Genomic DNA, 13505 nt, shown 5'->3' on the forward strand with positions numbered 1-13505 from the left:
GGGCGGTGCCGCGGTGTCAAAGGGCACGGAGTCCACGCAGGGTCCTCTCCATCAGGGATCGCCGCTCGTCGAAACTGGCGTCTTCGCTGAGCGTGGTGTGCACCCGGAGGGTTCCGGCCACCACCAGGTCGCCGATCACCACCCGGATCATGCCCAGGGGACGTTGCAGATGGGCGGCGATTTCGGCGACCGAGAGCCGACCCGCGCCCAGACGCAGAATATCTGTTCGAATATCGCCTGCGGGCCAATCGAATTGATTGGCGTAGGGCAGTGTTTCCACGACCGCCTCGAGGGGCAGTTCGACCGCGGGCTCGGTGCGCCCAGCGGTCAGCGCATAAGGACGGACGCGTGTGGTTGGCCGGCCGGACCCGGCTCCGAACGAGCTGGACATCGCAATCGTCAGACCGCCGAACGGGCCGTGGCTTGCACGACCGATCCGACTCGATCGACGAGCAAGGCCATCTCGTAACCGATGCGGCCGATGTCGTGCTGCTTGTTGGCCAGTACCGCCAGGTGCGAGCCGTTGCCGACGCTCATCACCAGCAGGTAGCCGCGCTGCATGTCGACGATCGACTGCATCACCTTGCCGCCGTTGAACAATTGCGCCGCACCCGCCGACAGACTCGCCAGACCGGCGGTCACCGCGGAGAGCTGTTCGGCGCGATCGGACGGGAGATGCGGGCTGGTCGCCTGGAGCAGGCCGTCGGCCGACACGAGCACCGCGTGCGAGACTCCAGGCACCTCTCTGGTGAAGCGGGTGACGAGCCAGTTCAAATTCTCGTCTGTGCTGTTCTGCGCAGTGTCGGTCATGCAAAGCCTCCGTCGTTCTGCTGAGCGTTGTTCCGCCCGGCCGGGTCGTAGCCGGCCGTATCGGCCGGGTCGTACTGGGCCGTGTTGTCTCGGACGCTGACGCGGCCGCTGCGGACGCCGCTCAAATGCCTGGACAAGTTGTTGCGGATTTCCTCCGGATCCCGGGCCTCGACGACATCCTCCTGCGTCAGTCCGCCGGGCACCAGCTGCGCACCGGGACGGCGGATGGGCAGGCCACCCGAGGTACGGGTGGTCGCGGTCGGGCTACTGGCGTCCGCTGCCGCCGCCCAGCCCTCGTCGGCGGGAGACGACCAGGCGCCGGTCGGCGCGTTCGAGGACGGTTCGACCAGCCATTCCGACACCATGCGCTGATAGATCGGCGTGGGGGATTCCGGTTTGGCCGGCGCCTGAGCATCCTGCTGGTGGGCATCGTGCTGGTAGGCGTCGGGCCGGGGTGGCGCGAGGGTCGCGCCGTGGCGGGACAGCGGCGCCGGTTCGCGGTCCGGAGCGCGCTGCGCCGGGGCCATGATCGCCGTTTCGGCCCAGATATCGATGGGCTGCGGCTGCGGCTGGGGTTGCGGCCGCGGATCGGCCGGGGCGGGACGCCGGGGCGGCGCGATCTGTTCCAGGTCGCGGTCGGTCACCGGGTTCCACGGATCGGAGACCGGCGCGAAACTCTCGCCGCGGCCCGCGGTTTCGGGCTCCTCGGCCTCGGCGCGCTCGTCTCGGGGAATCTCCTCGGCGTGGTCGGCGTGGAAAACGTCCTCACGTCCGGTCTCGGCACCGCGCAGCACGCCGTCGTCGACGGGTTCCGCCGCCCGGTTGTCGGTCTCCGCGACGTCGGGCAGCGGGGTGAGCCGGGTGACCGGGGCCGCGGTTTCGGAGTCCGACTGGCCGGCCGGGCGTCGCTGCGGCAGTCCGGCGCTGGTGAATCGGGCCGGCTCCGAACTGTCCCCGAACCGCTCCGGCGGATTCGGCACCGCGGTGAGAGTGCGGCCCGGAGCGGGGAACTCGGTGACCGGGGATGGGAAGTCCGCGATCGGCGTGGTGAAGGTCGAGATGGCCGGCGGGACCACGGCCTCCGCGGGCGAGACCAGCGCACCCGGTAGATGCACGCTGGCCGTGATGCCCGGCTGCTGCGCCATCGTGGAGGTGCGGCGCAGGCTGACCGTGATGGTGTGCCGTGCCGCCAGCCGTCCGACCACGAAAAGACCCATGCGGCGCGCGGTTTCGATGGTGACCTCACCACCGGAGGCCAAGCGCTCGTTGATCGCGCGCATATCCTCGGCGGACATGCCGAGGCCGCGGTCGGTGATCTCGATCAGATATCCGCCGTCCACCGCGCGCGACACCGAGACCGCTACCGGCGTGTTCGGCGGCGAGTAGCGCAGCGAGTTGTCGATCAGCTCGGCCAGCAGATGCTCGATGTCGACGGCGGGCTCACCGGCGACGATACCGTCGGGCACCGAACCGATTTCGACGCGCTGATAGTCCTCGACCTGGGAGACCGCACTCCACAGCATGTCCGACAGCGGTACCGGTGGCAGATGGCCGCGGCGCAACGCGGTGCCGGCGAGCACCAGCAGGTTGTCGCCGTTTCGGCGCATGCGGGTCGCGAGGTGGTCGAGGCGGAACAGGCTCTGCAGCCGATCGGAGTCGTCCTCGTCGCGTTCCAGATCCTCGATCAGCGACAGCTGCTGTTCGACCAGCGATTGGCTACGCCGCGAGAGCGTTTCGAACATATTGCTGATCTGCAGGCGCAGGCGGGCCTGTTCGGCGGCGAGGAACAGCGCCTGGCGGTGCATGTCGTCGACCGCTCGGGCCAGCTGACCGATCTCCTCGGTGGTCTGCACGTCGACCGGGACGATCTCCGGAGTCGCGCCGCCACCGCGCACGACCGCGAGCTCGGCGGGCAGGTCGGTGTGCGCGACCTGCAGCGAATCGCGGCGCAGGCGGCGAATCGGGACGACCAGCGAGCGGGCGACCGCCAGCGCCAGGGCCAGACCGGCCAGCAGGGTCACCACTACCAGCGCCACATCGCGCAGGACCGTGCCGCGCGCGTCGACCGAGCGGTCCGACAGTCCGGAGTCGATCAGGTCGACCAGATGGTTGGTGGCCTCGTTGTAGGTGTCGGTACTGGTCTGCATCGACTGCACGACACCGGGCACGTTGATCGGCTCGACCGCGTTCTGACTCATCGCCGCGATACGCGTCTGCAGCGCGCCCAGCAGCACATCCGGCTTCAGCGCCGATTCCGGCTGCACGACCGCGTACTGGTTGATCATGGTGAGCTCGGCGCCGGTGGCGGTCAGGACCTGGGCCAGCACGGCCGGGTTGTTGCCGATCTCACCGCTCTCGAGGGCCAGCTGCTGCTGCGTGAACATCTGGCGGGCGATGGCGATGACACCCATCTGCACGTAATAGCGCTCGAGGGTCGTCTCCTTCGGCGTCGCCAGGGACGAGACGGCGTTGCTGACGTGGCCGTTCACCTCGCTCGCCTGTTTGACGACCTCCTGCGGCGCGCCGCCGTGCAGGCTGTTGCGCAACGTGCGCCCGGCCGCCAGCGCCTCGGTGAGTTCGGTGGCGACCCGCTTGTCGGTCGCCGAATTCTGCAGCGCCGTCTGCAGATCCGCCGAGGCCTGGTCGAACCGGGCCGCGGCCTGGTCCAGCGCCGACTGCGGAACGTGTTCGCCGTTGCCGAGGGTCACGGCGAGATTGTTGGCCGCCGAACCGAAGTCGAGGGTCGGCCGAATGATCCGCGCCTGCTCACTGGCCGTGTTCAGCTGTGAGATGGTGCCGAGTTCGTCCTTGATTCGAAGAACGGCGAATGCCGATGCCAGCACGACCGGCAGCAGTAGCACGATGCCGACCTTGCTAGTCACGGACAGATTGGACAGACTCCTCTGCCATGGCCGCGGTGCAGTGCCCATCCCGCTTCCGTCGCCTCCGCTCGCGCACGTGCCCCGGGTTCCGGCCGCCGCCCGCGTCTGGCCGTTCGGGTCCAACGGGTTGAGAACCAACTAGAGGTTTACTTTTACCGCAGGCAACATACCGCGAGAACACGTTCGCGGCAATTTGGAGGGGTCCGGCGACAACGGTCTAAAACGGCTCGGCGCAACAACTTTCGTGTGCAACAGATACTTCGCGGAACTATTTTCGATGATTCCGCAGGTCACCTGTTGTGGATGCGCGGCGTGTCGAATGGTCGGTTCTCAGTCGGCTCTCAGTCGATCCGGTCAAACTGGAGGCCATGCGTATTCTGGTAGTCGACGATGATCGCGCGGTGCGCGAGTCGCTGCGCCGGTCGCTCACCTTCAATGGATATTCCGTCGAGCTGGCGGTCGACGGCGTCGACGCCTTGGAGAAGGTCAGCGCGTCCCGGCCCGACGCATTGGTGCTCGATGTGATGATGCCGCGGCTGGACGGCCTGGAGGTATGCCGCCGCCTGCGCAGCACCGGTGACGATCTGCCGATTCTCGTGCTCACCGCCCGGGATTCGGTATCGGAGCGAGTGGCCGGCCTCGACGCCGGCGCCGACGACTATCTGCCCAAACCGTTCGCGCTCGAGGAATTGCTGGCGCGTTTGCGCGCGCTGTTGCGCCGCACCGCCCCCGACGCGGCCACCGATTCCTCGGAGACGATGCGTTTCGCGGATCTGTCCCTGGATCCGGTGACGCGCGAGGTATCGCGCGGGGAGCGTGCCATCAGCCTGACCCGCACCGAATTCTCGCTGCTGGAAATGCTGATGGCGAATCCGCGCCGGGTGCTGACGCGCAGCCGCATTCTGGAAGAGGTCTGGGGCTACGACTTTCCGACCTCCGGTAATGCGCTCGAGGTCTATATCGGCTATCTGCGCCGCAAAACCGAGGCCGAGGGGGAGCCGCGATTGATCCACACCGTGCGCGGGGTGGGTTACGTGCTGCGCGAGACTCCTCCGTAGGCCGGGTCGTCGTGGCAAGAGCTCATCCCGGGCACGGTGGCCGGCCCGATCGCGTGGCCCGGCTGGGGCCGCGCCCCGATCCGCACGAGATGCGCCCGCCGATGCCGCTGACCCGTTCGGTGTCGCTGCGCTGGCGGGTGACCCTGCTCGCCGCCTCGGTGGTGGCGATCGCCGTCGCGGTGACCTCGATCGCCGCCTACGCACTGGTCGCCCGCGCCCTGTACGCCGATGTGGACAGCCAGTTGCGCAGCCGCTCGGAGGTGATGGTCAAGAACAACATCGACCTGCAGGGCTTCCAGGCGATCATCATGTTCAGCAGTCTGTACTCCAACGATATCGGCATCGCGCTGATCTATCCCGACGTCGATGTGCCCTATGCCCCGCCGCAACCGATGGATCCGCCGATCGGCCCGGCCGAGATGGCGGTGGCGCACGGTAAGGCCGATGTCTCGCTGCGGACCGCGAACAATCAGCGCGTACTCGCCCGGCGCACGAAATCCGGTGCGACCCTGGTTATTTCGCGGTCGCTGGAACCCACCCGCGAAGTGCTCGACCGGCTCGCGTGGCTGCTGTTCACGATCGGCGGCTGCGGCGTGCTGGTCGCCGGGGCCGCCGGTGCGACGGTCGGGCGGACGGGGCTGCGGCCCATCGCGCGATTGACCGCGGCCACCGAACGCGTCGCGCGCACCGACGATCTGGCGCCGATTCCGGTCACCGGTGACGACGAACTGGCACGGCTCACCGAGAGTTTCAATCTGATGTTGCGGGCGCTCGCCGAATCCCGCGACCGGCAACGGCGGCTGGTCGCCGACGCCGGACACGAACTGCGCACGCCGCTGACCTCGCTGCGCACCAATATGGAACTGCTCATCGCCTCCTCGCGTCCGGACGCACCGCCGATTCCCGAGGAGGACATGGCCGGGCTGCGCGCGGATGTGATCGCCCAGATCGAGGAGCTGTCCACGCTGGTCGGTGACCTGGTGGACCTGGCTCGCGAGGACGCGCCCGAAACCGTCTATGAGCGGGTCGATCTCGGTGAGGTCGCCGAGCGCGCGCTGGAACGGGTGCGGCGGCGGCGCGTGGACGTCGAATTCTCGGCGCAGCTGCGGCCGTGGTTCGTCTACGGCCACGACGCCGGACTCGAGCGGGCCATCCTCAACGTGCTCGACAACGCGGCGAAGTGGAGCCCGCCGGAGGCACAGGTCGTCCTGACCATGCGCGAAACCGGGCCGGGGCTCATGGAAATCGCGATCGACGATGCCGGGCCGGGCATTCCGCCGGAGGAAAGGGAACTGGTCTTCGAACGCTTCCACCGCACCACGGCGTCGCGATCGATGCCCGGATCCGGACTGGGGCTGGCCATCGTGAAGCAGGTGGTGTCCAAGCACGGCGGCACGATCACCGTGGACACCTCCGAACGCGGTGGCACGCTGGTGCGCATCGTTCTTCCCGGCGAACCGCCGACCCCCGCCGACCGCCGGGAGTGATCAGCGGCGATCCGGAATCGATGGGCGTGCGTGGGGCGGCCCCATAAACTGACACGCATGCGTACCGTCCCGCGGAAACCCGGCTGCGGCGGCCGGATACGGCACGGAGTCACGGAGAACTGAAAGCACGGTCTCAGTCCGCTCTCAGTCGCTGTCACCAGGCTGGGCGACAGACTCGAGGAGAAACGAGAAATATGACCGAGGATTCGAGGGACAGGCGCGACGAGCCGACCGGTTCGACTCCCCAGTCGGGAGGGCCCGAGCCGACGTCGCCGTCGAGTGGGGCGCAGCCCGCTTCGCCGGAGGGGGATGCCGGGAACGCGTCGCGCGGGTGGGGGCAACCGTCGCAGTGGGCAGGGCCGTCGTCGCAGGCCGGTGGTGCCGAAGCCGGTGCGCAGTCGCCGGGACCGGCGGGTCCGAGTGGGGGACCGCAGGAACAGCCCGCGCACACCGCGCCGATGCCGCCGTACAACCCGTACGCCGTGACGGGCCACACCTCGGGTCAGGGCTATCAGCAGCCCGGCTCGTACCCCTCCGGTACGCCCTACGCCACCACCGGCGAACATCGCGCGGGCGAACCGTATCCCCCCGGCGCCGATCCCATCGGTGTCCACGCCGGGACACCTCGCCGCCGCGGCCGGGCGGGGCTGCTCGTCGGCGCCGTCGTGCTGGCGCTCGTCGCGGGTGGTATCGGCGGTGCGGTCGGCACCCTCGCCACGCGCTCGGACAACAACAACGCGCCGGTCAACAATGCCCTGAACGCGCCCGCTCCGGTCGATCCGGCCTCGGCGAGCGCGCCGCCCGGATCCGTCCCCGCGGTCGCGCAGAAGGTCCTCCCCAGCGTGGTGATGATCCGTGTCGCGGGCGCCCGCGCGGAGGGCGAGGGCTCGGGTGTGGTGCTGTCCTCGGACGGGCTGATCCTCACCAACAACCATGTCGCCAGCGGTGCCGGTCCCAACGCGAAGATGGAGGTCGCCTTCCAGGACGGCAGTACCGCCAATGCTTCGGTCGTCGGTGTCGACCCGGTGTCGGATCTGGCCGTCATCAAGGCGGCAGGTAAGACCAACCTGACGCCCATCGAACTGGGCACCTCGCGCAATCTGATGGTCGGCCAGCCCGTGGTGGCGGTCGGCTCGCCGCTGGGCCTGGCCGGAACCGTCACCACCGGGATCGTGTCGGCGCTCAGCCGCCCGGTGTCGACCAGTGGTGAGGCCGGCTCACAGGGCACGGTCATCTCCGCGATCCAGACCGACGCCGCGATCAACCCCGGTAATTCCGGTGGCGCGCTGGTCGATACTAACGGCAAGCTGATCGGCATCAACACCGCGATCGCCACACTCGGCGCCTCCGAGATGCCCGGTTCGCAGAGCGGATCGATCGGCCTGGGCTTCGCGATTCCGGTCGATCAGGCCCGTCGCGTGGCCGACGAACTGACCAAGTCCGGTCACGCCACCTATGCTCAGATCGGGATCTCGGTGCGCGCGCAGGACGACGTCAACGGCGCCCGGGTCCTGGACGTGACACCCGACGGTCCGGCCGCCAAGGCGGGCGTCCCGTCGGGCGCGATCGTCACCCGCGTCGACGATCAGGTCATCGACTCGGGCAATTCGCTGATCGCCGCCGTGCGGTCGCACCAACCAGGTGACAAGGTGAAGGTCACCTACACCGATCCACAGGGACAGAATCCGAAAACCGTCGAGGTGACCCTCGGCGCCGCACCGGCGGAGGGTGGCCGATGATCCGTGAACCGCGTCCTTTGACAGTGCTCCCGACACCCGATGCCGACGAGCCCGGGGGACCGGAGTGGTTGTCGCCCACGGACGCTACGGTGAGCAACATGGAAATCGATGCTCCCGTGGCGGGCCGGGCACTTGTTGTGGTCGTCGACGATCGAACCGCGCATGGCGGGGTGGACTCGCTGGGCCCGCTGGTGACCGAATTGCTCACCGAATTCGGCTTCCTCGTGGATGCCACGGTGTCGGTGGCCGGTGACGAGATCGAGATTCGCAATGCCCTCAACACCGCCGTCATCGGCGGGGTCGACCTGGTGATCTCCGTGGGCGGCACCGGTATGTCGCCGCGGGATGTCACCCCGGAGGCGACCCTGGAGGTGCTCGATCGAGAACTGCCCGGAATCAGCGAGGCTCTGCGCGCCTCCGGACTCGCGGCCGGTTCGCTCGACGCCGGTCTTTCTCGTGGTCTGGCCGGCGTCTCGGGCAGCACCCTGGTCGTCAACCTGCCCGGCACGCGCGACGCCGTTCGCGACGGCATGGCCACGCTCGGTCCGCTGGTGAGCCGGGTCGTCGACGAACTGTCCGGATTGGCGGAATAATCGCGGTATGACCGACCGGCCGGCGGGGGCGCAGCGCCCGGACGATTCGCAATCCGCGGAACGCCCGGCGAAGGGGCGCACCCGTTCGGCCGCCGAGTCCGCGCGCCTGGCGCGGATCTTCGGCGAGGCGCTGCCGCGCACCAGCAGCGACGAGCGCGCCCCCGACGGTGAGTTGCCCCGCTCCGGGGACGACTGGCTGCGCGCGCAGGTCCCGCCACATCACGGATAATCGGACTCTGCGGTGTCTCGGATGTCGAGGCATGTCACTGTCCCCTGTCGGCAGCCGTGAATCTCGACGTTCATCGCGGCCGACCGCAAGAACCTGATGAGAGAAATATGAATACGAACGGTCGGGTCTGGGGTGCGCGCATCGCCGGCATCGGTGCCGTGGCGACCGCCGCGCTCGGCCTGTTCTCCACCGGCGCCGCCAATGCCGGCACCTTCGTCCCGCTGCCCGGCGGCGACCTGTCCAAGACGCTGTCCGACGGCACCGTCGTGCATGTCCGGCTGGACGGCGAATCCGCGACCATCGATCCGGCGATCGTTGTCCCGGCGGTGCACCGCACTGCCCGGGTCTCGGGTAACGCCCATGTCGAACTGTCCGGCGACACCACCGTCGTGGGCGGCAGCATCTACCCCGGGTACACCGTGGGCTGCCAGGTCGACATCTCCGGTGTCGGCGTCGACGGCGGTCCCGGCGCGAGCATGGATTGGAGCGACGGCGAGAACGCCAAGCCCGACGCCGGCGGAAATATCGGCGGCAACCTGATTCTCGCGCCGGGCCAGGCGAAGTCGTTCTATGTCCTCGACATCGAGGAGAAGGACGACGTCGCCCAGGATGTGCACAAGCCCCGCAACAAGTTCCGGGGTGACAGCGGTTCGGTGGCCTGGTCCGACGAAACCATCGGCCTGACCGGATGTGGCGGTGACGCGCAGGCGCGCGCATTCGTCAGCGTCGAGGTCGAGACCGACAACGTCATCTCATGGGTGACGCTGTGGGGCGAGCCGTTCAGCCTGGGCTGAGCTCGAGCCGGATACACCTGGCGGCCTGCGGATTCGATCTCAGAACTCGTGCCGGCCGCCGGCGCTCTTGCTGCCTTCCGAGAGCAGATCGCGGATCTCGACGAGCAGTGCGACCTCGGTCATCACCGCTTCCTTCTCGGTGCCGAATCGCTTCATCAGGCGGCCCGCCGGCAGGATCAGGATGAAGTACAAAATCGCCGCGATGAGAATGAAGTTGACCACGGCGGTGACGATCGGGCCGAGTGCGATGAACGTGGACGGCTTACTGGAATCCAGATAGAAGCCCCAGCCGTGTTCGTTCGCGCCGCCGAACAAATCCAAGAGGGGATTGACGATTCCGCTCACGATGGCGGTGACGACCGCGGTGAACGCGGTACCGATGACCACCGCAACCGCCAGATCGATCACGTTCCCGCGGAGCAGGAAATCCCTGAAACCCTTCAGCATTGCGGCTCCTGTCTCATCCGGCGTGCCCCCGCCTCGCCGTTCGGTCTGGTCGTGGCATCCGATGCGATCGCTTTCCGCTATCGAATGAGGTACTCGGGATGCTAACGGACAGTTACGGCAAATGCTTGGCGAACACAGCGAACATCAGTGAAACACCACGGTCAGCGCCGTCTGCAACGAGGCGGCCGCGACGGTGGTCGCATGGCCCGGATCGAGTGCCAGCAGCACGATTCGTTCGGGGGCGGAGCGGGTCCGGGAGCCCGCGTCGGCGGCGCCGGAGATCAAGACCACCGCGGCATCGATGGCGAGGGTGTGCGCGGACGGTGAACGCCCCCGTGGCGCAACCGTATCCGGATCGCCGTGGCCGTCGGTCTCTTCCGCGGCGACCACGTCCACCCGGTCGCCGGGCCGAAGAATATCCGCAATTGCGTTGTCCGCCAATCGCATCGGCACGATCCGGGCATTCGGCACACCGGTCGCCGCGGCTGCCAGCCGCGGGCCGACGATCCGGAGATCGGTCAGTATTTCCCCGGTGTGCACGGCGCCCGTGGAGGTCGCGCCGAGCAGTTTCGCGGGATCGGTGACGGCGCCGTCCGGTATCGCGTCGGGTGGCAGGTCCACGCGCCGCAGATCCGCGGGGGACAGCACCTGTCCGGGCGCGACATCCCGCGCAGCGACGACGACCGGCGTGCGATGCCCGGCGGGGTCGCCGCGCAGGGCGACGACGGCCGCGGCGGCGGCCAGTCCGACCGCCGACAGTCGCCGTATCAGCGTCAGATCGAGCCAGGGTGGCCGTATCCGGGACAGAAATTCGGTGCCGCGAGCACGGCCGAGATCGGTATCGAGGGGGCGTAGACGATCGAATCGCAAGGTTCGCATACCGGCCACCGTAGGGGCCGCAGCAGCTCGGTCATCCCGGAAAAGAGCAGGTCAGAACTTCTCTGTGGATAACGAAGAGGCTGTGGACAACCGGAGACCGGCGCGGACAGAAGACAATGGCCGACCGGGCGGTCCGTGGCCTCCCGGTGCGGGCCGGGTCAGGCGACGGCGGTGCTGGTCGACGAGGAGCTCGACGACGAACCCGAGCTGCTCGACGAGCCGGCCGAGCTGCTCGAGGCGGACGAATCACTCGACTTGGATTCGCTCGACTTCGCGGCGGGCTCACTGGCCGACGAGGAGCCGTTGCGGCTGTCGGTGCGGTAGAAGCCGCTGCCCTTGAAGACGATGCCGACCGAGTTGAACAGCTTGCGCAGCTTGCCGTTGCACTTCTCGCAGGTGGTCAGGGCGTCATCGGAGAACGACTGCACGATGTCGAACTTGTCGCCACACTGCGTGCACTGATACGAGTAAGTAGGCACCTGCGAACCTCCACGGTTTTCGTCTTTTAGCACTCTACAGCCGACAGTGCCAACAGTGCCAATCCGGTATTGATTCCCATGGTGCCGGTGCGGTCGGGCGCCGGCGCGGTGGTCTCGCTCTCACCGTGGCACCGGGCGGACGTCGATCCGTCGATCGTCCGCGCCGAGCGTGCACAGCCCGGCCTCCGGCAGCAAGGCCCACCCCATCCGCCGATCGTGGGGTTCCTCCGGCAACACATCCAGCAGTTCCGAGTCCCGGACGACGGCCACCAGGCGTGCGTCCGGTCGCGCCGCGGGCAGTGTCCGGTCGTAGTAGCCGGCGCCTCGTCCCAACCGCACGCCGCGCCGATCGACGGCGAGCGCCGGCATCACGATCACCTCCGGCCACTCGATCGCCGCCACGCCCAGCGGCGGCCCCTCGGGCTCGAGCAGGCCGTAGCGGGCGCGCCGCAGCCCCTCGATTCCGGTGTACTCCGCCCAGTCCAGTGGCCCGGGCGGTCCGGTCACGGGGACCATCACCCGAGCCCCCGCGGCCCGCAGCGCGTCGAGCATCGCCACCGAACCGGGTTCACCCGCGACCGGAAGATACCCGGCCACCCACTCCGAGCCCGGAGCGCCCGAGCCGGATCCGCTCGCCGGGCGGCGCCGCTCGCCACCGGACCCATCGATACGCGACCGGTCGATGTCCAGTACCCGCGACACGGAACGGGCCAGGGCGTCCGCCTCCGCGGCCCTGACCTCCGGCGGCACCGCCGCCCGGGCGGCCAGCAATTCCGCTCGCCACCGCCCCTTGTCCCGCTGACCGGCGATCTCCACAGGCTCACCCTAGGTGGGCGAACGGTGAGTTTGCCCGCTCCCGTGTTTCCAGGTGCGCTCGGCGGGGAATCGCTGACCCGACGCGGTATCGCGAACACGCTGGTAACGCAGTGAAACCATGGTTGCGGCCGGTTCCCCGACGGGTAGTCGCGGGGGCCGGCGGCGGACCTCGGCAGGGTTGCTGCCGCACCGTTTCGGTGCGACGGCGCCGCCGCGGCCGCCTAGGCTTCCCAGATGCCGGGCCGGTGTTGAGCCGGTCCGACGACAAGAGCGATGGATAGGGTGTGCACTTATGACAGCTGACGCCGGATCGGACGCGACGCAGGCCGTGAGTTCCTGCTTCCGTACCGCGGTGGTCCCCGCGGCCGGACTCGGGACACGGTTCCTGCCCGCGACCAAGACCGTGCCGAAAGAGCTGCTGCCGGTGGTGGACACGCCCGGTATCGAATTGGTGGCCGCCGAGGCCGCCGGATCGGGCGCCGAGCGGCTGGTCATCGTGACCTCGCCCGGTAAGGACGGGGTCGTCGCCCACTTCGTCGAGGACCTGGTGCTGGAGAGCACGCTCGCCGAGCGCGGGAAGTTCCAGCTGCTGGAGAAGGTGCGCAAGGCTCCGGGCCTGCTCGATGTGACCTCGGTGGTGCAGGACGAGCCGCTCGGGCTGGGCCATGCCGTCGCCCAGGCCGAGCAGGCGCTCGATCCCGACGAGGACGCCATCGCGGTGCTGCTGCCCGACGATCTGGTGCTGCCCTGCGGCGTCCTCGACGTGATGAGCCGTGTCCGCCGCAAACGTGGCGGCACGGTGCTGTGCGCGATCGACGTCCCGAAGCAGGAGGTCAGCGCCTACGGTGTCTTCGACGTGGAGCCGGTGACCGACAGTACGAACCCCGACGTGCTGCGCGTGGTCGGCATGGTGGAGAAGCCGGCGCTCGAGGAGGCGCCGTCGACCTTCACCGCCGCGGGCCGGTATCTGCTCGATCGCGCGATCTTCGACGCGCTGCGCCGCATCGAGCCGGGTGCGGGCGGTGAGCTGCAGCTCACCGACGCCGTATCGCTGCTGATCGCGGAGGGACATCCGGTACATGTCGTTGTCCACCGTGGGTCGCGCCACGACCTCGGCAACCCTGGCGGTTATCTTCGTGCTGCGGTCGATTTCGCTTTGGAGCGAGACGAATACGGCCCCGCCTTGCGCGAGTGGTTGCAGCGTCGGCTTGCTCCGGATTGGAACCCGCAGCTGATCTCGTCGTGACGACGGGGTCGGCCGGGTCCCGTCACCGCGGGACCGGGTGATCAGT

14 protein-coding genes are annotated in these 13505 nt (G+C 68.7%); 7 read left to right on the top strand and 7 right to left on the bottom strand.

What is annotated here, in order from left to right; genetic code table 11:
• Window positions 1-16: 16 nt before the first annotated feature.
• Genes IG65_RS0112655 through IG65_RS0112665 form a run of 3 tightly spaced genes read right to left on the bottom strand, consistent with a single transcriptional unit; the run spans window position 17 to window position 3692 of the window.
• The gene (locus tag IG65_RS0112655) at window positions 17-391 is read right to left on the bottom strand and encodes a DUF742 domain-containing protein (protein ID WP_030515096.1); all 375 of its coding nucleotides are present in this window, start codon (window positions 389-391) and stop codon (window positions 17-19) included.
• Window positions 392-399: 8 nt separating this feature from the next.
• Window positions 400-810: a roadblock/LC7 domain-containing protein gene (locus tag IG65_RS0112660; RefSeq protein WP_030515097.1), complete on the bottom strand. Its 411-nt coding sequence runs from the start codon at window positions 808-810 to the stop codon at window positions 400-402.
• On the bottom strand, window positions 807-3692 hold the full coding sequence (locus IG65_RS0112665; RefSeq protein ID WP_063833594.1) for an ATP-binding protein: 2886 nt from the start codon (window positions 3690-3692) through the stop codon (window positions 807-809). Before IG65_RS0112665 ends, IG65_RS0112660 begins: the two co-directional genes overlap by 4 nt.
• A 368-nt stretch (window positions 3693-4060) precedes the next feature.
• Here IG65_RS0112665 and IG65_RS0112670 point away from each other — a divergent pair, with 368 nt between their 5' ends.
• The 6 genes from IG65_RS0112670 (at window position 4061) to IG65_RS0112695 (ending at window position 9592) form a co-directional block, all read left to right on the top strand.
• On the top strand, window positions 4061-4750 hold the full coding sequence (locus IG65_RS0112670; protein ID WP_030515099.1) for a response regulator transcription factor: 690 nt from the start codon (window positions 4061-4063) through the stop codon (window positions 4748-4750).
• An 89-nt stretch (window positions 4751-4839) separates the two neighbouring features.
• Entirely contained in the window at window positions 4840-6237 is a 1398-nt protein-coding gene (locus IG65_RS0112675) for a HAMP domain-containing sensor histidine kinase (protein ID WP_081879461.1), read from the top strand.
• Between the two features lie 194 nt (window positions 6238-6431).
• Complete coding sequence (locus IG65_RS0112680; protein WP_081879442.1) at window positions 6432-7976, top strand: trypsin-like peptidase domain-containing protein; 1545 nt, start codon at window positions 6432-6434, stop codon at window positions 7974-7976.
• A 98-nt stretch (window positions 7977-8074) separates the two neighbouring features.
• Complete coding sequence (locus IG65_RS0112685) at window positions 8075-8569, top strand: molybdenum cofactor biosynthesis protein B (RefSeq protein ID WP_081879443.1); 495 nt, start codon at window positions 8075-8077, stop codon at window positions 8567-8569.
• Between the two features lie 7 nt (window positions 8570-8576).
• The gene (locus IG65_RS0112690; RefSeq protein ID WP_030515103.1) at window positions 8577-8798 is read left to right on the top strand and encodes a hypothetical protein; all 222 of its coding nucleotides are present in this window, start codon (window positions 8577-8579) and stop codon (window positions 8796-8798) included.
• A gap of 107 nt (window positions 8799-8905) precedes the next feature.
• A complete protein-coding gene (locus tag IG65_RS0112695) occupies window positions 8906-9592 on the top strand; it encodes an MspA family porin (RefSeq protein WP_030515104.1) in 687 nt (228 codons plus the stop codon).
• Window positions 9593-9631: 39 nt separating this feature from the next.
• Here the strand turns inward: IG65_RS0112695 and mscL are convergent, their stop codons facing one another.
• The 4 genes from mscL to IG65_RS0112715 form a co-directional block, all read right to left on the bottom strand.
• On the bottom strand, window positions 9632-10039 hold the full coding sequence (gene mscL, locus IG65_RS0112700; RefSeq protein WP_030515105.1) for a large conductance mechanosensitive channel protein MscL: 408 nt from the start codon (window positions 10037-10039) through the stop codon (window positions 9632-9634).
• Window positions 10040-10183: 144 nt separating this feature from the next.
• On the bottom strand, window positions 10184-10918 hold the full coding sequence (gene cpaB / locus IG65_RS0112705; RefSeq protein WP_030515106.1) for a Flp pilus assembly protein CpaB: 735 nt from the start codon (window positions 10916-10918) through the stop codon (window positions 10184-10186).
• 158 nt (window positions 10919-11076) lie between these two features.
• Window positions 11077-11397 (bottom strand): FmdB family zinc ribbon protein, encoded by a 321-nt coding sequence (locus tag IG65_RS36795; RefSeq protein WP_081879444.1) that lies wholly within the window; start codon window positions 11395-11397, stop codon window positions 11077-11079.
• Window positions 11398-11517: 120 nt separating this feature from the next.
• Window positions 11518-12213, bottom strand: a complete 696-nt coding sequence (locus IG65_RS0112715; protein WP_030515107.1) for a 5-formyltetrahydrofolate cyclo-ligase — start codon at window positions 12211-12213, stop codon at window positions 11518-11520.
• A gap of 292 nt (window positions 12214-12505) precedes the next feature.
• On the opposite strand from IG65_RS0112715, the gene IG65_RS0112720 reads away from it, so the two are divergent.
• Window positions 12506-13459: a UTP--glucose-1-phosphate uridylyltransferase gene (locus IG65_RS0112720; RefSeq protein ID WP_030515108.1), complete on the top strand. Its 954-nt coding sequence runs from the start codon at window positions 12506-12508 to the stop codon at window positions 13457-13459.
• The last annotated feature ends 46 nt before the right edge of the window (window positions 13460-13505 follow it).

It is taken from the genome of Nocardia sp. NRRL WC-3656 (assembly GCF_000720265.1).
GTDB lineage: Bacteria > Actinomycetota > Actinomycetes > Mycobacteriales > Mycobacteriaceae > Nocardia > Nocardia nova.